Origin of the sequence: Yersinia sp. IP36721, from assembly GCF_003634395.1 — a bacterium.
GTDB lineage: Bacteria > Pseudomonadota > Gammaproteobacteria > Enterobacterales > Enterobacteriaceae > Yersinia > Yersinia entomophaga.
The window spans coordinates 117,454-141,083 of sequence record NZ_QCZL01000007.1; the positions used below are offsets into that span (position 1 = coordinate 117,454).

Here is a 23,630-nt window from a genome sequence, read left to right on the forward strand (position 1 = left end):
GTTATCCTTTTGATAGGGAATGGCTTTCAACACCATATTTCCTCGTTTTCATCCGCCCCACGACAATGTAGGGCGAATTTTCTTATGGGAACTAAATCGCCAGATTTGCTGCCGTATCGTTCTCATCCTGATTCACCACAAACCACGGGGTATACTGGCGTTCACGCCGGTAACCTTTCGCGGTAATGACCTGATATTCGCGCCCTAAAGGATCGTAAATATGCGTGTCGGCAAACAGGTCAGTGCGTGCACTGTCATCGCTGAGATAACGCCAATCATCCAGAAAATAAGGCTGGTAAACGCGTATTCCTTGCCCTTTCCCGTCGTATTCCGTACGTCCGGAAACCGCCCAACGATTATCCGTCACCACTAAGGCTGGTGTGCCGGAAACATTGACCACCAGCGAGGAGTCTTCGCTGCGTTGCCAGCTCTCACCGGCTTCAACACGCTGAGCGCTTTGTAGCAGGCGGCCAAAACCATCACTGAATAGAATACGTTGCCGTAATTGTTGTTGGTCATCGCTATCGTAGCGATCGGTAGTAATAGTAAGGGAATGAGGCGGCGTACGCGGAATCTCGGCCAGTAGCGTCAACATCAGCACCGATAAACCATGGCGCGCCATCCAGCGCCGCCGACCCAGCGCGCAGACATAACCATCTTCGGTGACAAAACGCGCCTGCAGCAATGCGTTCCAAAGAGTACCGTTATCCGCCATTCGTTCGGAAACATCGTGCTGCGTCAGTTTTTGCATCCAGCTTTCAGGTTCAAAAATGGCGCAGTGAGCCACCGGAATTCCGGGGCTTAACGCCAGTGCTGCCTCAATCGTGGCAGGTACCACAAAAGGTTTGGCTTGAGGAGTGCTGTATCCCGCGTCTTTACCCGCTTCCGTTCCCCAAAACCGGCTGGCAATCACCTCCCCAAACGGATTCAAAACCACGTAGTGCTGGTTATCATTGGCATCCGTCAGGCTATATGGGGTAAGGAATCGGTAATCGTAGCGCGCCTGTGTCACCAGTTGAGCCGCATCCTGGGTTTCTATCACTACGCAATAATGCTTATCCCACTTCAACGTAGTTTTCCCTGTTAACAACGTACTACGCTGGCTGAGAGGACGCCAAAATTGCGAATAGTCACCGAATTCGCTGTAACCCTGACGGGCAACCCAAACATCCGGCTCTGACTCAACCCTAAACAAGCGCGGAGCCAACTGATAACCGGCGGAAAACAGCAATTCATCGCGCGTTTTGCTGTCCAGCACGCCGACAAAGGCCTGTAGGGTTTTCTCGTCCAGAATAGCGGTTTCGCCGTAGGCCACCAGCGCCTGCAAAGACGGTTGTTCATCCACACCGCCCTGATAAGCCACCCGACTTTGGCCCAAATAGGTAAACGGCTGATTCGAACCGATCAGGCTATTGGACGCGATGAGCGTTTCTAGCGTAAATCCGTTAGCCGGAGCGCGTTCCTGATCGTACTGATAGCCATCGTTTCGTTGCTCTTTTGGCAGCCCTAACAGCCAGTTATCGTCATTGGTCAAATGAAAATAATTTTGCTGTTGTTTGGTCAGATGCAGTTGCTGCTGCTGCGTGTCGTAGCTGCTATCAAACAGCGTTTCCGGTAAATCATCAGGATAGGGCGACTTTTCCGGTTTTTTACGTCGCGGGTAATTGATTGCCACACTTAATAATGGCGAACCATAGCGATCCGCTTTTATGACTACTTGTTGGCTACATTGAGGATCAGCGGCCACCCGTTGGTATTGATAACTTCGGGTTTCAATGGTGGAACACCATGCCGAAGGTACTGTGGCGTCGGTTGTGGGCAACGCCCGCACCTGATGACGCATTTCTGTGACCGAATAAGGAATCTCGGCTTCGGGAGTGCCATCATCACCATACAGTTCGCTGCGCAAAAGTTGCCCTTTCATCGCGCGATTCAGCCAAAAGGCATCATGCTCTGAAGGTATAAAAGCAACATCGGAACCAGCCTCTGAATCGTTTTCCCAACGAGTAAACCGAGGTGAGAAAGGGCTGAATGCCTGATCATCTCCGCGCCAAAACTCTGCGGATAGCGTAGTGTCAATCTCAGGGATTCCCGTAGCAAACCAGCTAACAGTTCGGGAAGGATGAGTAGGAATGTCGACCGTTCCCTGGGCAAAACCATCCGTATCGCGCTGAATCAACCGGCCAAAGCCACGAAATTCCCGCTCTTGGCCATCCCAGGAACCGTGGGCATATTCTTGTTCTTGAGTGAGACGGTTACCTGTAATCTCATCAAAAATCTCGCTACGCCAGTGTAAATGCATAGGAAATGGCAAATGACATTCAGGTTGCTGCCCCGCCGCCTCAACCAACTGTTTTTCATCCAGCCAGAATTGAGCCGAACTGCGGTAAAACAAGCAGGTTTCCGCCCCCCGATTATTATTCATCACATTCAATAACCAAGGCTTATTCAACGCCAGATCGCAGCGCCAATGAGTCGGTGACATATGCGGCACCGTCATCACCAAACTGGCGATGCCTAATCCTTGAATATCAGCTGCTTGCAGTTGACAGGTGTTATCAAAATTCACACCGTCCGGCAGTAATAAAGAGATTGGTTTACTAAAGCGATTACCGCTTTCGTTTAGGTAGATCTCTAGACATTCCGAATGAGCATAAATAATGTCGTTAGTGCCAGAACCATCAATATCAGCCAGAAACACCCGATCGGGGTTGAAACTGGTCTGCGGCTGACTAAATCCTTCCAAAGTCAAAGGTTGGCCAAAACGGCCGTGTCCCATATTTGGCCAGCATTTCACGCTATCTGCCGTGATCTCGACCAGATGCTGCTGACCCGAACCTAACATATCGGCAAAAGCGACTAATTGACGGGAATCGATTCCAATGACCGGTAAGCTGACGTTTTCTGCCTGCGTGACATCCTGCGCCGGAGCCCAGTTCCCCTGCTGATTGGCATACAACCGCACGCTTTTAGGCCCGATAAGCACCAAATCAGATAATCCCGCGCCAACCAGATCTGCTAATTGTGCCTTCGGGTGAAAATACTCGGTGGGTAAGGTGTTCAATGGTGTAAAATGTGTCCATTCACCTGTCGAATGAATGCTATGAAAACCTCGTACTCCCGCTGAAGTGATCACCCAATCCAAACGACCGTCACCGTTGATATCCATCAGCGTCGCTCCCTCTTGCAAGCGAGGGATTTTGGGCAACGCTTTCATTGCCCCATAGGTCACGGCATTAGAATCGCCCCCAATTTGGCGTTGCGGCGATTTGTACCACCAGGCACCCGGCGTTTCCTGATACAGAATGCCTGGTGTACCTTCACCATACAGATCAATCATTTGGTATGGTTGATAGCCGTTAAAAGCCTCAAGCTGCGGCATTTCCTGCCAGCCGGGAATACTCCCTGTATCAAAACGCTGATAGTCGAATTCTAACGGCGGCTGAGTGATTGGGCTGCCGTCCGTTTCATACGCCACCTGACGGACAGCTACCAAGGTGCTGACGCTGTTATTCAGGTCGTAATCTAGCGTGAGTCGATTCACCAAAACGGGAATTTCGTCAGTCACATCTCGATCATTCAAGGCCTCCAGCCGATGGAACCCCAATACCTGGTGGCATAAGCGGCGATTTCGAATTTCAATTCCAAAGTCGTAGCGGCTAAACATATCTGGCCGGGCTAACCAACCGGTGGCTCCTCCCTCGAAAGTAGGAATTTTATTAATAGAGATATCTCGCTCGCCGTAATCAAACACTAAATGGAATAACCACTGGGTGAGATTAGGTAGTTCTTCATCTAAAACAAATAAACTGGCTTGAGGGGAAATATTACCGTAGTCAATCCGCGCTAAATAACGCTGGGCACTATCCTGTGGATGAAGCGCTATTTCCGCATCAGTACAATTGACTTGATTCTCGCCGCTATATTGATAGTAAATATGCTCGCCGGTAGGCGTAACCGTTTCTTCCAACAGCCAGCTAGCAATCTGCGATGGGTTTTCAGCATTAGCCACCCGACTATGGGAATTTTTCCCCAGAATATGCGTTTGTCCATCGGGAGAATAAATTATCCAGAATGGCGTGCCATCAGTTTGTTTAACGGGTTGCCAATATTCTATTTTGATGAAGTCTTGAATAAGGCGCGGCTGGTAACGAGTGACCTTATAGCTGAAAGGTAATGGGATACCTTGTAGACGGTTAGCCGTTCTCACATCTTCAAAACCACTATCATTTAAAGCGATAGCCATCACTTCCCCGGAAGGGCTAAGAAACTCGTCATCTTCGTTATATTGGGGAACCCCTTTTTGAGTACGACGGCTAATACTCATCGCACTACATTGCCATCCCATACCAAAAGGGCCATTCCCTGCACCGCTGCTATAACTCAACGAAAGCGCCGGGGCTACGCCACGACCTGCGGAGAAGGGTAATGGTATGGAAAAGGTCACCATTCCATCAGGCCCTGCTTGACCCACTGATTCGCCCATCCCATTAATTGCCCCTCCGCCCTTCGGCAATGAAAGGGTCGTGATAGCCATTTCCTGTGAATTTTGCATAAAGACTCCTGTCAGCTATTAATCAATAGCCGAACATTGCCAGACCGTGACAGGTTATAAATAACGCCATTTTAAATAAGCAATAAAACAACCCGCCACGTTCCGCTATCTGATTTTTCAATTAATTTAAATTAATAGGCTAGATAATTAATAGAAATCAATCGCGATTAAATAACAATTGGCGCTGTAAAACGCTTACTTGCTCTTAATTTCAGAAATTGATTTTAAGTAAATCTCTTTGCCTGGATTATACAGCGGCCCCATATCAATCGTTTCCTGATTAGAATCGGCAACGTAACCCAGTCCCTCTCTGGCTGCATTGGCTAATAACCCGCAATCCTGATCGCCAGACCAGGAAAATACGCCGCCTAATTTATTTTTCGCGGCATATTCACCTTTTTGTTTTACCGTTCTAGGGGTATCTAATGAAATAAAGTGGCCTTTAGCCTCGCTAAACAGAAAATCAGCATCGGCATTCGTGTCAGTCATCAGCACAAAACCATTTTTACCCATACTTAAGCTGTGCTCGGCATCCATATAGTTTTTAACGATATCGAAGAATTCCGGAGCACCATTTTCCATCGTGCCTAACGCTGGGCCATCTTTGGTATACTGACGGGTTGTCAGATCCCCCCCTACCGCTGAGCGCCCGTAGTTAGCGTACCCCAAATGAATTTTCTCCATCGGAACACCAAGTTCATTATGCAAATAATCAATCGCTGCTTCGGCCGATAAATCAAATAACTCTTGTTCGCCGGGATCTTTTGGTGAATACAGGTTTGTATGATGACCAATATAATCGGCCCAGATGGTGCCAAAGAAGTCGTAGCTCATCAGATAAATATTATCTAGACCATTAGCAACCAACTGATCAATATTGGATTTCTTTAATTTCGCTTTGACGCCGCTACAAGCGATTGAGATCTCTTTTCTGTTACTGTAACCAAAACGGCTATCCAATGCGCTGCGTAGCTCTTTAATCAGCAATACATAGTTTTCGCCATCTTTATCACTGCTGATATTTCCCTCATCGCCACCGCCACCGGGGTATTCCCAGTCGATATCCACGCAGCTGAACATTGGGAAACGCACAAAGAAATCAACCACGCTGGCAACAAAAACGCGGCGCTCATCCGGGTTCTCCGCTAAAGCGGAGAAATAGCTGGATAAACTCCAACCACCAATACTGAAGGCCAGATCGAGTTTATGGCCCATCGCATGAGCTTTCTTTTGCAGTTCACGCAATCCACCCAATAGGCCAGCAGCACGGTTTTGCTGGTAATAAGGTAAAAATGTGCCAGATTCAATACTGGTATCGGCGCTTTCAAGCGGCAACCCCACGTTACGAGCAGTGCCTAAATCACCATAGGGATCCAACGGAACAATATGCCCTTTACCAATCTGAGGTAAACCTAAACTCGGTGCCTGAGCATTCCATCCGTCCCAGACTTCCTGCACTTTTTTACTTTTACTGCCGATATCACCGCAAATACCGAGGAAACTGAAAATCAGTCGATCATAGGTAGCGGGATTTTGCATCAACGTCGCTAAATCAAAACCACGCCCACGTTCTTCTTCTTTACTACCACCGCCGTCTAGACGAGCATCATATTGGCACCAGTCGGTAATATAAGCCGACAGCTTCGGTTTTGTTTTATCACCAACATAATGATTGTACATCGGGGCGCAAACTCGGGTTGCAGTGTAAGAAAGGTTCCCTTGCGAGCCATCTTCTTTAAAATTTACGTCAGGGCGAGAATACGTTTCCTCGGTATATTTATCTTCGACCAATATCGGTGAAGGAATATTTTCCGTCGGTTTAACATCTGCTGTGGTTGGATTCCCTATTTTATTTATTTCGTCTGCCGTTGCCGCCCGTACAAATTTCCAGGCATTGTGAGGGTTACCATCAGAACTACCAATACCGGGAACCTGCCAGCGTTCAACCCAATAGGTATTGGTATAAACTTTACCATCAAATATAACGTTAAATACCCGCCCACCGACCTGACTATCCCATGCAGCTAAAGGTTCACCAATAACATCACTAATATCAGACATTGCTTTAGATGAGGTGTAAGTATATTTATTGACCATAACCGAACTCCACTATTTTTGTTGGCTCCTTTGATTAAAAAGGAGCCAAGTGAGATAAATATGATTGAAAAAATAAATAGCTGATCAAAAACAGCAGTTATTCATCGTTGTTTATATTGGCCAATATTTTCCTTACGCCCTGACTGAAAGTTGATGAGCCAATCGCGGCTGTATACTTCACATGTAGAATGACATCGTTGAGGCTATCCAAATTCTGTTTCAAATTGGTGAATTGCAAACGCCAGCTTGAATCAACGCCAGAACCTTCAAATGGCAAGAAACGCTCATCATCAAAATTAAGCATAAACAGCCCACTATCATTCACCCCAGTCGATAAAGAAATCTGCTGATTGGGTTGAATACTACGAACCAAGTGCGGCGTATCGGCAAACGTTCTTTTAGTCAGCATATTTTCTACCGTCTTGAGGTCTGCCCGGGTGCTATAACTACTGGAGGTCTGAGTCAACTGCGCACACACGTCTTCATAAGGCCCAACTAACATCGGCAAACTGACCGAAACCGACTTAATTCTGCGCTGATACAGCTCTTGATAGTCCTCAACAAAAATCTGTTCTTCCAGATTAAAGTTAATTGGCGTTTTTTGTTTTAGCTTATTCAGCTCCGCAGGCCAGCTTTCACCGAGCAGTGCTTTCAACGAGATCGTTTTGGTAATTTCCTGACGACGAGAGTTTTGCTCAACATAAACCCGCTCCATTCTCATTAACGCCAATTTCAGTGTTTCACCGGCCATCAATCCTTGATACAGATCGTTCCAACCGCCACCACCGACGAAACTCTGCTCGCCCAAATTCAGCTCATATAGCAAAGAAGCTTCTGCAGATAAACAAAGTGAAAGCACCGCATCGTACGCTTGTAAATATAAACTGGAGAGTTGACTGATCAGCCAGGTATATAAACTTTCGTTTGTAAAGCGTTCGGAGAAATAATCCAGTAGAGCCATTGCCTGCTGTTGTTGAGCTTCAACCTGTTCCAGACGTTTATTAGCTGCTTTAATTTGCATATTCTGCAAATTGATCTGCTGCTCAACAGAATTAACTTCCCATTCAGCCTGTTTATACTGCAACTCCCATTCCTGACGGCGACGACGATAGGATTCAGAAACACTCAAGCTTTCAGATTTACTGCTGTCCGCCTGATACTTAATCATAATAATTTCAGCCGCAGCATTCAGCGGTGCGCCCCAGTGAGAGCCACCAACGGCCAAACCATAGATATTCGGAATCACATCTAAAGCGGCGGCAGCCGTTCTCATTCCCTGAGCCATCAACAACGAATTGGCAGCCTGTGACTGTAACTCAATAACTTTTTGTTCCGTCGAAGAGATATTCTCGTCATACAGTTCTTTAAAGTGATCATAACGATCCTGAGCAGACTGTTTGCTTACCTGTAATGCTTCCAGACTGGCTTTATTAATATCAATATCCTGCTGCTGCAAATCAATCGAGAAGCGATAAAGGTCGCCACTCTGAATCATTTGGTAAGCGTCAAAACTCAAACTATCTTTGCGTTCTAACAGGCTCAATAAAGTACTGCCGAATTGAATAAGAGTCTCAACACCCGATTTTGACCGGTTTAACATCGGCTCAAAACGATAGTTAGGGACTTTGAAGTTCATCTTACTGGCGTTTCTAGCGGTAACGACCCGCTGATAACGTTGCTTCATCAAACCACGTGGAGAAATACTTGAATCATAAAGATCCATATTGATTTCTTTTCCATCCAACGTCAGGTTATGGCGCAAATTGTAAATACGGTTTTCAATCCGATCCCACAACCCCCTCAATTCGTTATTCATTGGATACATAAAGATATCATTATCCACGGCGCTCATGGTTTGGTCATGCACGACAGGCTCAAATGTTAATGGCTGACTTTGCATTTCAATAGCACGAATTTCACTGTCCGTTTTATAGGACGCATCCTCAAGAGTGAGCGGTTGCCAGAAACTAGTCAGCTGCACGTCAGGACGACGCCCTAATAATGAACTGGCCGTTGAATAACTCAGACGCGCCAGCGTTCTGGCCGACGGCTGCAATTTGCGATATTCCATATCGCCTTGATCAATAATATTCTTGGTCAGGAAATTAAAGACCGCTTTACGGTAATGAATAGGATCGCTGGCAGCAATGGCATCGGGATCGCTAGGTTGCGTTAAGCTATAACCCTTAAATGGTTCATCCACTAACGGACGACTATTCCAATACGGCGGTTTGCCTAGCAACAATGCCGGTTCATCTTCACACTCAAACGGATTAAACAAATATTTAACCCAACGGTTCGCATCTTCATACCGCTGTTCCACATTAAAGCGCCAGGACACCATAAATGGCATATGGAAAAATAGCTCCCAGAAATAAATGCCGTTTGCGCCATCTAAATCGATAAGTTCAGCCGCGCCACCTAAAATAGCTTCTTCTAAACGACTATTCTGCGTTTCCCAACTTAAAACCAAATCCAGACTTCGGCTTGCCTTACCTATAAGTTCTTTAGCAAACAGCGTATTTAACCTAATCTGCTTTCCGATATACCAAACGTCAGCACTGGACGCCTCAGGGAACTGCAAATACTGAGTTTGGCTAAATTGTTTAATCTGGAATTTATCCCGGAGTTTTTTACCAACCCGAAGAGTAACTTTTATTTTTCCGCCTGCATCAACACCGCCATTAGGCAAACTGAATCCAGTAATGATATTGACGTCACCTTTGTCACACATTACCAACGTAGCATTAATTTGCGGCTCGTAATCTTCTGGCGTTAAAAGTTTATAGTTAAGCCAGCAGCGATTATTATTTGCATCTTCCTTCCAGATGCCATAAATAATATTTTTACTTTTAGAAAAGTCATATTTATAGGTGGACGAAGATTGCAAATACAGGCTTAATTCATCGCCAGTATAATTAGAATTCAGCGTGAAATCATCGACAGTGCCAAAGTCTCCCTGATGAGTTTTATCCAATTCAATTGGCCAATCCCGGTTAATAATAACCGGATAGAGAATTAACTGCTTGTACTCCGCTTTGCCTCCATTGGCAGTCTCATGTAAATAGAACCAAACCAGATTAGCACCGTAATCATCCAGATCAGACAATCCTTTATCACCGTCTCCTGGTTTTGGCGGATGAGTGGTAGTCGGTAAATTACTGGATTCAATCAGCATACTATCGCAGATATAGCTAAATACGACGTCCCAACTTTCACTCATTTCTTTAAATGCAACCAGTGCTAGACGAGGCTCATCTTCCATGCGATCGACCACCGCGATCATTTCTTCCATCTGGTCAGCCAGCACTTCTTCTCTTAACGTTGTTCCCGAACTCCAAACACCGTCAAATCCTAAGTGAGCCAGACGAATTTTAGTGCGATAACGTCCCGATACAATAATATTGCCGTCGCTATCCGTCTCCTTTTCTTCCGCCACCTCAAACCAACTAATATAAAGGCGGTTATCCATCATAATCGGCCGAACAATCCCGTTAGCAACGTTTTCCAATGGTACGGATATCGCCTTCCATTCACTCCATGCCGTTGGATACAACTCTTGGGAATTAGCATTACGCTGACTGGCATCCAGAGATCGCCAGAAATAACGGTAGGGTTGCATTCGGGTTCGGGCAACGAAATAGGTTTTATCGTTCTCAATATCGATGCCGTCCTGATAACCAGCAATAATTTCCAGATTACTGACTTCTTCAAAATTATTCAGATAACCTAATACGGCTTTTTGCGCGACATCATCGGTTAATTTCCCTTGGTTCAAGGCACTTTCTAATTGAAAGAAGAACTCTGTCTTAGTCAGACGTAAAGTAGGATCAACATAAATCTCCGGGAACATTCTTAGTTGCTGGTTAGCGGCCCAATACCCATAACGGTTGGCAAACTCTTCCCAGTCAGTGGCTTCCTGCTGGTTAATAGACAAACCAGGCTCAAGATTAAGTGCAATTCGATTGATATATTGCTGTACCGACTGCGTCACCAGAGATAAACGTGAAGTAATGACCTTAGCCGACACTTGCGTATCCAGTAACAAATGATCATATAAATCATCAACGTTCTTAATGGTGCTCCTCAGATTGGTGAAATCTTTACTATTAGGAACAATTTGTCCCAGATAATAATCCACCAAGGCATCGCGTAGATCTTCCTGTAGTTTCGCTTCAATAGAATTAGACATTATCGCTATCTCCTTGTGCCTTTAACGCGGCCATAACTGCTTCACCAACGCCTTCCTTCAGAGAAAACTCAGAATTCTCCGTTAAATCGCCCATTTGCCATAAATACTCGGTTGAAATCATCGTTTTCTCGGATAATGTCTGTAGTCGTCTAATCCAATCGATTTCGAAAACATTCGTCGCCTGAGGTGGATTTAATCCAAGTAGAGAGGCCGCTTTTAATATTTCACCGGCATCCCAGGCTAATATTTCCGCCAACAGTTCTGCACATTTTTCACTATTATCAACGAGAGTTTTTTCAGCTTCAGTTTTCTTAATATTTGCAAATTCAAGGTATTCATGAATGCTGTCTTCATTTTTATTTGCATTAACCACCCAGTCCTGATAACAGGTAATGAGATATATTTCAGGTAGGGATAATTGAGTTGATAATTTGGGCTGTGCTAAACCAAGCCAGTTTGGTTGCGTCAGACGCAGGAATATGAATTCTTTATTGAGTTTTAACGAATTTATCAACTGAGTATAAATTAATAAGCTATAAGTCAATTCACTCAACTTCGGATCTATACTAGATATATCAGTAGGCGTATTATTTAATACCTGATTCAAAACGCTATAAACATTACTACCTAACCAACGTAATTGAAGCGGCACCACACTGCGCTCTACTCCATACTCAGCAGAAATGGTTTGCGATAACAGATTCTCTTGAGCGTTTTTGGCTTGAATCAAAATTTGCACGATAATACTCAGCGTATTGTTGTCGTTGCTTACACCAATACTTTGTATTTTTTCCATGAGCATTTCTTCATCCGACTTACCCCAGACTGGATGAATATCAAGCACGAGTCCCCTATCATCAATGACTTGATTCGTTGATAGAAGTGTCCACCAATCAGCTCCTTCTAACTCTTGGCGCTGGAAATCATCCGTTGTCAGGCACACATTCTCTGATAAACCGTTCGCAATACCTTTAAAGAACGTCACCATATTATTGGTCGGCACCACCGCTAATCGGGTAACACCTAAAAGTAATGCCAGGCTGGCCGGCGTTAAGTTGTTCTTTGTTAGCCAAGCACTTAAGGCTTCCATTTTCAAAATGATACTAAGGAAGTCTTTATCCTGCGTTTGTTTATCGTCAAAGGCAGGTTGTTTCGCCAGATATCCCATCTCATCGGTCAGGATATTCATTAAAATTAATCCGTCTTCCGTCGATAAACCGAATGTCTGCGGAATACTGACCAGGCGATAAAGGCTAGACACAACCTCAAAACTGCGAACCAACGTCCCAGCTTCCAACCCTAATGCACTTTGTACCAACGGAGCAATAAACTGGAAAGTGACCGCAGATATATTCAAACCAGCACATAATTGTTTCACCGATTTAGCATCTGAGCCTTTAGCATCCAGATAGGTAAAGCTACCACCATCTAAAATAAAGGGTTGATCAAATAGCTGTTCACGATTAAATATGCGATCAAAGAATGCGATTTCACCGCTAACGGCAAAAGGCGTTAATTGATATAACCAAGACGAAAATATTTCCGGCGTGATTTTATACTGTAAATTTAAGTGCCTGAATAAACCGAGAGACTTTAGCACAGGCTCAGTAATTTCCTGTTGCGAATTATCAGCATCTGCCTGCATTACCGATGTTAATAGCAGGTCAAGTTGATGGGAGGGCAAATCCAGCCAGCGCTGTAAGCGAATGAAACGATTTAACCGCTCCAGTCGGAAGTTAGAGAGTGACTGAATTTCTCTTCCGCCCTCCGCCCTTATAATCGTCATTGCATTTCGTTGATGGGCATTAATATAAACGCCACCGAAGTGGTAAGGAGCCGGGAAAGGCTCATCGTTGAAATAACTGCCAAAAATAGGATTAGCAAAGATGACATTAGGTGAAACAATAGGTAAGTTTTCTCCACAGCTCAATAAACTTTCAATCTCTTCAGCTTTGGAACCGGTTTGATCGCCAAAAGCAACGAGTTTGACTAACTGGCTGCTGTCTTCTGCGCTCAAGCCAAAATTATTGATGAAGAACGCGTCAGCTTCAGGCTGCAATTCCTCCAACGAAGCCCCTGCTTTAGCAATAGCGATACGGTAAGTCATGGTTAGGAAAGGTCGGCTTACCATTGTTTCGCTACTGACATTTTCCCTCACCCATTCGGCGGCATAAATATCCATATTGGCGAAATATGGGCCTTTGTCTAGGTTGCCTAGGGAAGGATTATCTTCAGCAACAAAAGTCAGTTTCAATTGTCGACTAAAAGGGGAAGAATTATCAAAAGGCACCATACGCGCTTTGGTACGCTGATAAGTAATAATATTCTCACCGCGTAATTTAACGGTAATAGTTTCTTTAGCCTGATTGGTACATGTCAACTCAATTACGTCATAAGAGGCGTCACTATGCTCAACTAACTGAGTAGGCCCCTTTATATTGTCCGCAGCTTTTACAATATAGCCGTGGCGAGAAAGATCTTTTTCCGCCAAGATTTCCGTGGTACTGGCGCTTAAATAGCCGGCGGAGAGTTCAGTCTGGGTTAAAAAATTTTGGGTAAACACATCAGGCAAACTCAGCAAAGCAATTTGTTCACTGCTTAATTGGGTATATGCCAATAAAACCTGATTATATTTTTCTTGAGTCGTATTCCAGGAGAACTGAGGGTCAACACGTTGAATTACCGTTCCTAGTTCAATATTACTAGCGCCGAGTCCTTTATTTATCTGTTGGGTGGGCAAGCTATAAGGTAGTGTAAAGGGAAAATGCGTATCCCCTAGGATTTGATTAACCGCTTTATCTGCCTGACCTGACTGGTCAATATATTCCCTGGCGCTGCCTGACAGTACATCATTGACAATTGATAACGCAGTAACTTCTTTATACAGTGCATCATTGTCCAAAGATAACTTAGGAATATCGGCACGACGCGTTTCTAACTTTCTTGCCTGATTTGAACCATCCAACTCTACGCTTTGAATAAACTTATACAGATCCAATAAATAACTTGCTGGGCTATCCAATGCTTCAATAGCGCCCGGGCGACAGAAGTTATCCCAAGGTTCAGGGAATAGTTGATTGTATTCAGGTAGCTTGTTCGTCTGCGATTCGCTAGATGCATCAGTCGATGAAGACGTTTGCGGCACTAATGGGCTATTACTCTTTTCAAGCCGATTCTTGCGATATTTTTGTAAGACCTGATTAGCCATGCTAACGGCCTTATCAAAAATAACGGCCCCATTTCCCAATAAAGACTCATCATGCCGTTTAATAAAGCGCTGTCTGGAAACCTTAGCAATATCAAAAATAGAGCGATAACCTAACCCTAATAAAGTGTCTGCCAAAGACTGGCTATATTGAGAACGGTTACTTTTAGATGCACTTGATAGTACTGTTATTTCTGGTTCAATTTTTGCTGCAGCAGCGAGCAAAGGAGAAATACTCGATTTGTTTTTTATTACATTAGAATAATTATTATATTTATCCATTTCATTATTCCATCTTGTTTTGAATGTAACAGGCCATTACGAATCATTTCATGATTCGTTAATAGTATTAATTATCTGAGGCTATTTATTTGATATTACATGCTTCGCACTGTGGCTCAGCCGGTTCTGTGTAGGTAGGTAATTCTTCATCGGAATCAAGATAAAATGGCGTCATGTCAATCACCTTATTTTTGATTCGTCGCTTCAACCCTTCATGCGCGGCATTGGTCAATATTCCGTTATCCTGATCGCCTGACCATATAAATAATCCGCCCAGACCTTTATCTTTTACATATCTTCCTTTATCTCTAACCGAGCGTGGCGTATCCAGAGAAATAAACACCTTAGTTGCTTCACTGTAGAGATAATCCGCTTTCGCTACTTTATCGTGTACAAGCTTATAGCCGTTGCGTCCTTCCCCTTTTTCAAAGTCCATATAGTGGCAAATAATATCTGTCCACTCGAGGACAGAATACTCAAAGCTGCCTAGCGTTTGGTTAGCATCAGTATAGGTGCCCTTTAAGGCTTCTTCTGACGGTATACTTGTTGTTATCGTGGCATTTTTTGCATTTCGCGTGTAGCCCGCATAGCCAATAAAAATGGCTTTAGGATCAACCTTTTTCTCATCAATTAAATGAGTCACTGCATCATCAATTGAATACTTCGAATAGACGTCACCAGGATCCCGATAAATATTAGTATGATGAGATAATTTACCATCACCTAAAGTGAAGAAATCATAGGTCATCAGGTTAATACCGGTCACACCCGCGTCCATTAGCGCCGGAATATTTGCTGCATCAATTTTTGCCGGATCCGCAGAAGACGCAATGCTAATCCCCTTTAAATTCGAGATTTTTGCGTCAGTAATCTGTTGAATCAAAATAGCAAAATTAGCACCATCATCGGGACTATTTGGGTTACCGGCCCCAATAGAACCTGGATACTCCCAGTCAATATCCAGATGACTGAACATCGGAAATCGTTGAAAGAAATCCTTGATACCTTCAACGAAATTGGTACGTAATATCTCATCCTTGGCAATTTCGCTAAATAAGCCGCTCATTGACCAACCGCCAATACTGAGGGAAAATTCCAGTTCTTTATCCGCTTCATGAAGCAATCTGAAACCACCCAATAGTCCTTTGGCCTTCTCCTGGTTATAACGTTCGTTGGCGTCCCCTGCCTCCCATTTTGTAAATCCACAGTTTATGCTTGCAAGCACTGCACCATCGGGATCGACGGGAATCGTCTTTCCTTTATGGTTGGCGATCGCATCATCGGGATCAGTTGCTACGCCCAGCCTAACTGCAATACTGGCATTTCCATCAGCTGAGTATTTTTTGTCACCGATTAATCCACCAAAGCTATAGATCAGCCGCTTAAAGGGTCGACCATCCGGTGTGTTAAGTCGTAATATATCTGCGCTTCTCCCACCAGTATCACGAATCTCCTTGTTGATTATTCTGGGGTCATATTGTGACCAATCGGTGAAATAACAAAGTACGTTAAAATCGTCATCATCCTCATAAGTATTAAATACGGTTTTCGCCAATCGGGTTGGGGTCCAGGTGAGTTTATCTGCCGATATAGAGGGTTCATAATTGAGTTCTTGATAGGTCTCTTCTGCTGCTCCTTCGCATTCATTTTTATTGTCCCACACATATCCAGGATCTTTATCGTAGATGAGATTGCTTTTTTCTTCTTTTTCCATTTCAGACTCCATTTTTTAAATTAATGGTGGTATCGTTAAAGCGTTATTTCCTTTACTCCTGGCTATAATGCTTAGCACTAGAAATCATCCTGCAATAGAAAGATGCCAATATTTATCGTATATAGCTTAACTGAGAAACCTTAATGTTTTAGTCAGGAACCAAGAAAATTGACACAACAAATAGTATTATTACGCCAACTAAATCTATCTGTTTACTTCTTATCGTCATCTTATTTGCCGGCGCAACTCAGTTGTACAGACATGGATTAATCAATGGATGTTATTTTAAAATCAAACTGCTCACTACTGATACTTAATAGTGAATTTTTATTTAATGTAACTAATATAGTCAACAAGTTAACCATTAAAATTAATCTGTAAGTTATTTATAAGCATATAATAGAAAAGTGACTTATTATTCCACGGTTAAAATTGAATGTGAGTTGAACGTAAGAATACCTCAGGTAACTTACATCATGAAAATCCAGTTGGCTTTGTATTTATTGAAACTTAAACAATATAATCACTTACCTTAGCCTTCCTCCATTGGGCTACAGTTCATAATGACCTGATTTAATGAATGTAAGCCAATACCATTAACCGTATAAGTAAAAAAACATCATAAATAGAAATTATAATGTTAAGCGGTTTGGTTATTTTTTAATAAAAATATGAGGCTAATCAATATAATTAGTTTGAAATTGAAAGTGATCTTACAAAACCATTCTGACTGCGATATATTTGCATGTGACTTTTTTCATTATGGAGCGACGATGATATATTTTGTGGCAATTGACGACAAAGTGGTTTACAGCTGGAAAGGTAGTGTGGAATTGACAAATAAAGAATTTTGTTTATTTATGGTTTTGATAAAAAACGCAATAAACGGTGAAAAAATAGATCGAGACGTCTTACTTTCCTCAATCTGGCCAGAAAAAGAGACAACCATTAGTAACAATAACATCCACCAGCTATTTAGCCGATTAAAAAAGAAAACCGCTATAATAAGCGACGATTTAGAGTTACAATCTTCACGAGGTAAGTTTTACAGAATTAATAATAAAAAGAAAATCTTAGTTCACTATACTAGTCACAATAGCACTACCTACAAACTTCTTAGAACGATTTCCTCCCTCCTCCAGCGCTTATTTAAGCGAAGTACCTTGAATAAAAACATCAGTACATCATAAACGCCTTCGCTGCCCTTAGTTTAACGAGTAATAACTCACAGTTTAAGAGCCAGGCTACCTATGAGGTATCATTGGTAGCCATGCATACACTAATGAAAGTAAATCATCAATGTATGCATGATTTAACCGTTATTAACCAAGATAAGTTCAGGGTTAGTGGGGGCTTTACCCCACCTTGCTCAGGTTATTTAATATTATATCGCATGGAAAATTTTAATAATATTCTCATACGGCTCTGCTACAGGAACACTAAGTCCTTGCTCTGTAAAATAGACTATTGCAGTACCGCTGCTGCTTTTCTCTATATATGAAACATTCCAGTCGTGTAATGCCACTTTTGGCGTTCCATTGTCACTGCGTTTTGTTTCGATAAATTTGGGTAGTTTCTTGCGAACTTCAGCGTATGTTGCGCTAACAACATGGGTGATACTACCAACACAATGTAAGTTGGTGACATTAGCCTCGCGAGTGTTTTCCTCGACATATAGAATAGCCGTTTTACTAATTGTAACTGGCGCTCCTGAATGAACCAGTTTGAAATCCACAAATCCAGACATAATAACCTCCTTATCAAATTTGCCGAATAAACATATCAGATTCAAAAAGCATATTTTATAAACAAATATTAAACAGAGTGATTTCTATAATTATTTCCATCTAAGGGATTAGTTAAATATAAGTGATATAAATATTTAACTAATCCCTTATATTTATTTACCAAACATAAAATATCATCGCGCGCCGATACACATTCTGATTGATTTCAATGCTATTGGCAGTAATCTATTAATAGAAGAAAGATATACGTAAAGTTATCTAACAATCTGCTCCCTTCTACATTGACCCAGAATATTTGTTAGTGTTATATGTATCCAGCTGCACCAATTATGATAGTTGAAATAACGAAATAGCAAAAATCTACCACCAGCTCACCTCGCCCCGAAATCCACCGTTCTTCCCAGCGCTAAAACTCGTGGTCATTCCATGCAATACAGCAATGCGCTGTACGATGGATAAGCCTAATCCACTGCCGGATGTCTCTTGCCCCGGCGGTCGGAAAAAGCGTTCCCCGATGCGTTGTAAAAATTCGGGGCTAACGCCTGAGCCATTGTCTTCGACGCTAAATCCCTGTGCATCTAACGTGATCTTGACCGTGGTGCCACGCGGACTATAGCGAATAGCATTATCTAGCAAATTACGTATCAATAATGCCAATAATAAGGGCTGACCGCGACGCTGTGACGGTGGCTGACGAATATCCAGTATGAGTTCCACGCCATTTGCCTGAGCAGTGTGATAATGATCCATCACGGCAGTTTGCAAGATATCCTGCATGGCAATGTCTTGCACATCATCTAACCCCGATAATGAATCCAGCCTCGATAGTGTAAGTAACTGATCCACTAGGCGTGTGGCGCGATCGATGCCTTTTGTCAGATTGGCTAAAGCGCGATTTCGTATCTCGGTATCATCTTGTGCCAGCTGAACGACCTCAGTTTGTACCTTAAGTGCGGCCAACGGACTACGCAGCTCATGGGCAGCATCCGATGTGAAACGACGTTCGCGCACCAGCATATTACCCGTTCGGGCAAATAGGCTGTTTAGCGCCGTCACCAGCGGTTTGACTTCACTTGGAATCGCAGTCAACGGCAGCGGCGTTTCATCGTCAGGCTGGCGCTGGCTCAGGCGGGTTGCTAATCGGCGCAGCGAAGCGAGCTCACGTGTTACCAACCAGATAAGCAATAAAACCATGATAGGTAGAGCGATAAGCCACGGCACCAACTGCGCTTTGACAATATCCAGCACCATATCACGCCGGTAATCCGATTCCTGACCCACGACGATACGATATTGTCCATCTGGCGTGGTTAGCCATACCAAACGCCATAAATCGTTATCGCCCTCTAATCGACCTTCGGTAAAACCCTCTCTCTGGTAGTGATATTGCAAATGAGGACCATTGTCACCGTCATTAAGCACCATTTTGCCTTCCGTGGTGAAAATGGCGAATGCCAGGGCATCGTCATCTACATTACCACGGTTATGGCGCACCATTTTTTTACTTCGCGGGAGCGGCGGGTTTTCCTCTCGGAGTTCGCTGATATTCAGTGCAGTCAGCCGCTTGGCAAATAGCATTTGCTGAGTATCGAACAACTCATTGACATTATGACGAGTTTGTTTCCAGGCCAGCAGGCTGGCACATCCCCATGTCACTGCGACGAGTAAAATAAACCACACAATCAGACGTAAACGTAAACTTTGATTGAAGAATTTCATTACGCCTCTCCAAGCGTGTAGCCAATGCCATGTACGGTGCGGATAAAGTGGTTGCCGAGTTTACGGCGTAGATGGTGAATATGCACTTCTACGGCGTTACTGGAAATTTCGTCATCCCAGTTATAGATTTTCTCTTCAATTAATGAACGAGGTAACACCCGTCCTTCATTGCGTAATAGCAGTTCTAGTAGGGCAAACTCTTTAGGCTTTATAAATAACGGCTCATCACCTTTAGTTACAGTGAGATTAACCGGATCAAGCCTGACTGAACCGTGACTTAGCGTGGTTTGTACCTGCCCGTGACGGCGGCGAATCAGCGCTTGCAGGCGGGCTGCGACTTCAATCAGCGCAAAAGGTTTGCATAAATAGTCATCTGCACCCTGCTGTAACCCGGACACGCGTTGTTCTAATGCATCGCGTGCCGTGAGGATAAGTACTGGCTCTTCATGGCCGTTCTGTCGCCAGTTGCGTAAAATATCGAGGCCATCCATTCTTGGCAGGCTGAGATCGAGAACCACCGCATCGTAAGATGCGGCACCCAGAGCGACCAGACCTTGTTGGCCGTCGGTAAACCAATCAACGGTAAAGCCCATTTTTATCAAACCAACCTTAATACCGTCACCGATCAGCGTGTCGTCTTCAAGGAGTAGCACTCGCATGGTTATGTCCCATATTGCGTGTCGTATATCTCTATCTTATGAGTAACAAAGGCTTTGTACAGCATCACACCCTGCGGATTAGGCCTCGTTGGCAGTTTTGAAAAAAATAGGCGATTAAAATAGAGCCTTAAGATCTTGTTAAGAATTCTTTGATGTAATGGCTCCTGAAGAGAAATGACAGCACGTATCGATGCTGATATTTGAATGGAGAGACCAAGAATGAAAAAAGTAGCCGCTTTATTAGCCATGATTGCCGTAGGCAGTGCCCCAGCCTTCGCTCAGAACGGCGGTTTTTTGGATCCGAATGCTCCTGTGCAACAGACCGCACCAATGACCGGGGGATTTAACGGCCCAACTGGCATAGCAACCACCGTGGATAAAGCCAAAACCATGCGGGATGACTCTTGGATGACACTGCGCGGGAACATCGAGCAGCGTATTGGCAGCGATCATTACCTGTTCCGCGATGCAACTGGCACCATGACCGTAGATATCGATCATAAGCGTTGGTATGGCCTGACGGTGACCCCGAAAGATACCGTAGAATTGCAAGGGAAAATAGATAAAGACTGGAACTCCGTTGAGTTAGATGTCAAACAAATAACCAAAGTGAAGTAATCTCGTTTTAACTCCCCATCGCCAACCGCCATTTATTCCGATGGCGGTTGGACGAATTGAGATTCAACATGAACCTTCTACGGGCAAAGCCCCATGGGAATGCTCGCGGCCTTCATCGGCATCGTTTAAAAATACCGCCGCCGAAGTGAGCCTTGCGATTTGGAGTGTTAAGCACCACGAGGAATACGAAATTCGCGCTATTTTTTCTGGCCGAACAACCATTCAGTTGTCTGTGTGTCAATGGCGCCACTGTGTTTTCCGTCAATACCGTAATAACGATCTTTACGGCATAATCTTTCTTTCACGTCACAGAATATGCCATTTACAAAGGTAAATTGCGTGCGATCGAAATCCCCCTGAGAGGCTAAACGCTGACTTTTCTTCTTACCTAAATACCGCTCTGTCAGCGGCACTGATATGCCATTTTTGCCATCGGCACAAACGTATGTGTCGCATACAACACCTGGCGTCGGCGATTGCAGCCGATTTTTAGTTGTTGACGCGCCAGCATATGCGGCAACAAAACCCAATGATAAAACCAACGTAGCCAGTGATTTTTTCATCGTTTCCTCAGTTGTATCTAAAATTTGGAGCGGTCAGCGGGAATCGAACCCGCATCATCAGCTTGGAAGGCTGAGGTAATAGCCATTATACGATGACCGCACGGGTGTCCCTTACTGAACAGAAAATGGCAACCAAAGTTTGGTTGCCAACTCACTTACTTGCCTGGCCCGATATTCTCCATCATACAAATCCGACCATCACTCGCAATAAGATTAGTCAATATTACGACTTTTTTATCATAACAGCAGACTCCCCAGTTTGAGGGGTATCGAGGAATCAAACGCTGAACAAAAGCTTACCTTATCCGCAAGATGGCAGGTCCTCGAGAACATAGCTTTAACCTCGGCCAGCCAATTTGAGGGCACGGACAAAACAGCGATGCTATACCGAGCAATACCGCCTACGCTGACCGGATGCTCAGATATTTTATTTGTGACAGGCGCCTTTTCATCCAATCCGATCAATATGGGATAACGTTTTTAGCGCCATACTGAGCATCGATGTCGATGCAATTATCAAAGACTATCGCTGATAGCAACGATCCGTTAAAACTAGCGTGTTATCATCCGCTCACACAATCTATCCGAGTCACCTGATGTCTAAGATTATCGATACCTTTATTGCCCCGCCGTGCCATGACAAGATCGAAAATCTCTATCAGGACGATCACCTCGTGCTTATCAATAAACCCTCCGGACTGCTCAGTCTCTCGGGGAAAAACCCGCAAAATCTCGACTCGGTACACCATCGGCTGGTACAAATATTCCCTGGCTGTACACTGGTTCATCGCCTTGATTTCGGTACTTCCGGGCTGATGGTTATTGCCCGCAATAAGGCTATCAATGCCGCGCTCTGCCAGCAGTTTAGCCGACGTACAGTGACCAAAGTTTATAGCGCGCTGCTTTGCGGGCATCTGGACAACGATGAAGGGGTGATAGACGCGGCGATTGCCAAAGATGCGGCGCTGTTTCCGTTGATGTCGATTTGTTCAATCCGCGGCAAACCTGCTCGTTCCCATTATCGGGTCGTTGAGCGCTTTTATCGCGAGCTGGAAGATGGGAGGTTACTGCCATTGACGCGAGTACGGCTAATACCGGAAACCGGGCGAACTCATCAGCTCCGCATTCACTGTCAGCAGTTGGGCCACCCTATTTTGGGCTGTGACCTGTATGGCGGCCTTCGGTTACCCGGCACCGAACAGACAGCGCGGCTGATGCTGCACGCAAGTGAGTTGCATTTTGTTCATCCCATCAGCCAAGAGTTGATCAAAGCCCGTCATACTAGCCCGTTCTGATAGCGAAAATATCTCTCATGATGCTGCCGCGAAGGCACGGAGTATGGCATTAAAGTGGAAATGAGAGTGATTAATCAGATAGTGTTGACTGTAAACCTGATATCTATCGCGAACAGTGAAAATCATACGCGGCATTGGCGTTTTTCGCTGAACGGATTGGACATGAAAACTTAATGAAAAGCCCGTTAGGACTTTTCATATATCGGGATCGGCAAAGCGTTAATTACCACATCAAATCGTCTGGGACTTTAAAATCAGCATAGGGATCTTCTTCGTCTTGTTCTTCCTGACTAAGCGCGCTATTTAATACAATACTGCTCGCATCTCGCTGCGCAATTTTATCGGCTACGCTCGCAGGAATAATTGCATACTCTCTCTCATCACTGTTATCAGCAGCCAAACGAGCAATAGCCAGGCGACCACTGATCAACTGAGATTGAGTAAGCTTATCCACAGCTATTTTTTTAATTAAATTATTATCTGTGAAGTTAAAATCAATATTACCTTTTGAGATATTGATTCTATTCATTTCAATAAGCTGTTTCACTTGAGCTTTATGTTCTTTAGATAAAGCCGCTTGTTTCTGTTGTTCGCTTAGTTGTTTATCGCGCTCAAGCTGTGCCTTTTTATTTTCTTCCACAGCCTCTCTTGCCTCACGAGCCTGCACCCGAGATTTTTTAGCCATTTTTTGGACTTTGGCCATTTTTTTGCTGGTTACTAATCCAGCTTTGAGCATCTGCTCTTGTAAGGTGAGTTTTGTCATCTTCGTTTCTAAACCAGTTGAATAATTTCTAGGATTATACCTGTAATTCTTAAGGCTGTAACAGATTGCAGGATTCGATCACTGATTGGCTTTAGTTTGGTAGGGTTTATTGGACGGTGACATTAGGCAGATCTTTTACTTATATTCCCAGTATCCATATTGAAAGCGTCAAGCCTGAATCTTCAATAAATACCGCAGCATAATTGATAGCGGTGCATGT

At 44.1% G+C, this 23,630-nt stretch carries 12 protein-coding genes and 1 tRNA gene; 2 read left to right on the top strand and 11 right to left on the bottom strand.

The window, feature by feature from the left end:
- Positions 1-91: 91 nt before the first annotated feature.
- The 8 genes from yenB to qseB form a co-directional block, all read right to left on the bottom strand.
- Positions 92-4,555: an insecticidal toxin complex toxin subunit YenB gene (yenB, locus tag DBA33_RS08585; protein ID WP_120806229.1), complete on the bottom strand. Its 4,464-nt coding sequence runs from the start codon at positions 4,553-4,555 to the stop codon at positions 92-94.
- 195 nt (positions 4,556-4,750) lie between these two features.
- Positions 4,751-6,652 (bottom strand): insecticidal toxin complex chitinase Chi2, encoded by a 1,902-nt coding sequence (gene chi2, locus DBA33_RS08590; protein WP_120806231.1) that lies wholly within the window; start codon positions 6,650-6,652, stop codon positions 4,751-4,753.
- A 97-nt stretch (positions 6,653-6,749) separates the two neighbouring features.
- Positions 6,750-10,844 carry an insecticidal toxin complex toxin subunit YenA2 gene (yenA2, locus tag DBA33_RS08595; protein WP_064513227.1) on the bottom strand — a complete coding sequence of 1,365 codons (4,095 nt, stop codon included), beginning with the start codon at positions 10,842-10,844 and terminating at the stop codon, positions 6,750-6,752.
- On the bottom strand, positions 10,837-14,331 hold the full coding sequence (yenA1, locus tag DBA33_RS08600; RefSeq protein WP_120806232.1) for an insecticidal toxin complex toxin subunit YenA1: 3,495 nt from the start codon (positions 14,329-14,331) through the stop codon (positions 10,837-10,839). Before yenA1 ends, yenA2 begins: the two co-directional genes overlap by 8 nt.
- A gap of 85 nt (positions 14,332-14,416) precedes the next feature.
- Positions 14,417-16,045, bottom strand: a complete 1,629-nt coding sequence (gene chi1 / locus DBA33_RS08605; protein WP_240442695.1) for an insecticidal toxin complex chitinase Chi1 — start codon at positions 16,043-16,045, stop codon at positions 14,417-14,419.
- A 1,384-nt stretch (positions 16,046-17,429) separates the two neighbouring features.
- Positions 17,430-17,792: a hypothetical protein gene (locus DBA33_RS08615; RefSeq protein ID WP_064513219.1), complete on the bottom strand. Its 363-nt coding sequence runs from the start codon at positions 17,790-17,792 to the stop codon at positions 17,430-17,432.
- Between the two features lie 361 nt (positions 17,793-18,153).
- The gene (qseC, locus tag DBA33_RS08620; RefSeq protein WP_120806235.1) at positions 18,154-19,512 is read right to left on the bottom strand and encodes a quorum sensing histidine kinase QseC; all 1,359 of its coding nucleotides are present in this window, start codon (positions 19,510-19,512) and stop codon (positions 18,154-18,156) included.
- Positions 19,512-20,171, bottom strand: a complete 660-nt coding sequence (gene qseB / locus DBA33_RS08625; protein ID WP_120806237.1) for a quorum sensing response regulator transcription factor QseB — start codon at positions 20,169-20,171, stop codon at positions 19,512-19,514. The genes qseC and qseB overlap by 1 nt, the downstream gene beginning before the upstream one ends.
- Before the next feature lie 219 nt (positions 20,172-20,390).
- Here qseB and DBA33_RS08630 point away from each other — a divergent pair, with 219 nt between their 5' ends.
- Positions 20,391-20,789, top strand: coding sequence for a YgiW/YdeI family stress tolerance OB fold protein (locus tag DBA33_RS08630; RefSeq protein ID WP_120806238.1), 399 nt, complete (start codon positions 20,391-20,393; stop codon positions 20,787-20,789).
- A 197-nt stretch (positions 20,790-20,986) separates the two neighbouring features.
- On the opposite strand, the gene DBA33_RS08635 is transcribed toward DBA33_RS08630, so the two are convergent.
- Both DBA33_RS08635 and DBA33_RS08640 read right to left on the bottom strand, forming a co-directional pair.
- Entirely contained in the window at positions 20,987-21,352 is a 366-nt protein-coding gene (locus DBA33_RS08635; RefSeq protein ID WP_064513217.1) for a YcgJ family protein, read from the bottom strand.
- Between the two features lie 25 nt (positions 21,353-21,377).
- Positions 21,378-21,452, bottom strand: a tRNA-Gly gene (locus DBA33_RS08640).
- A 496-nt stretch (positions 21,453-21,948) separates the two neighbouring features.
- On the opposite strand from DBA33_RS08640, the gene DBA33_RS08645 reads away from it, so the two are divergent.
- Positions 21,949-22,647 carry an RluA family pseudouridine synthase gene (locus DBA33_RS08645; RefSeq protein ID WP_064513215.1) on the top strand — a complete coding sequence of 233 codons (699 nt, stop codon included), beginning with the start codon at positions 21,949-21,951 and terminating at the stop codon, positions 22,645-22,647.
- 223 nt (positions 22,648-22,870) lie between these two features.
- Here the strand turns inward: DBA33_RS08645 and DBA33_RS08650 are convergent, their stop codons facing one another.
- A complete protein-coding gene (locus DBA33_RS08650; RefSeq protein ID WP_064513213.1) occupies positions 22,871-23,410 on the bottom strand; it encodes a DUF2058 domain-containing protein in 540 nt (179 codons plus the stop codon).
- Positions 23,411-23,630: the final 220 nt, after the last annotated feature.

Bases quoted from the DNA above. Each gene is read 5' to 3' on its own strand.
- DBA33_RS08615 (WP_064513219.1), bottom strand. From the start codon at position 17,792: ATGTCTGGATTTGTGGATTTCAAACTGGTTCATTCAGGAGCGCCAGTT.
- yenA1 (WP_120806232.1), bottom strand. From the start codon at position 14,331: ATGGATAAATATAATAATTATTCTAATGTAATAAAAAACAAATCGAGT.
- DBA33_RS08645 (WP_064513215.1), top strand. From the start codon at position 21,949: ATGTCTAAGATTATCGATACCTTTATTGCCCCGCCGTGCCATGACAAG.
- chi2 (WP_120806231.1), bottom strand. From the start codon at position 6,652: ATGGTCAATAAATATACTTACACCTCATCTAAAGCAATGTCTGATATT.
- chi1 (WP_240442695.1), bottom strand. From the start codon at position 16,045: ATGGAAAAAGAAGAAAAAAGCAATCTCATCTACGATAAAGATCCTGGA.
- qseB (WP_120806237.1), bottom strand. From the start codon at position 20,171: ATGCGAGTGCTACTCCTTGAAGACGACACGCTGATCGGTGACGGTATT.
- DBA33_RS08630 (WP_120806238.1), top strand. From the start codon at position 20,391: ATGAAAAAAGTAGCCGCTTTATTAGCCATGATTGCCGTAGGCAGTGCC.
- DBA33_RS08650 (WP_064513213.1), bottom strand. From the start codon at position 23,410: ATGACAAAACTCACCTTACAAGAGCAGATGCTCAAAGCTGGATTAGTA.
- qseC (WP_120806235.1), bottom strand. From the start codon at position 19,512: ATGAAATTCTTCAATCAAAGTTTACGTTTACGTCTGATTGTGTGGTTT.
- DBA33_RS08635 (WP_064513217.1), bottom strand. From the start codon at position 21,352: ATGAAAAAATCACTGGCTACGTTGGTTTTATCATTGGGTTTTGTTGCC.
- yenB (WP_120806229.1), bottom strand. From the start codon at position 4,555: ATGCAAAATTCACAGGAAATGGCTATCACGACCCTTTCATTGCCGAAG.
- yenA2 (WP_064513227.1), bottom strand. From the start codon at position 10,844: ATGTCTAATTCTATTGAAGCGAAACTACAGGAAGATCTACGCGATGCC.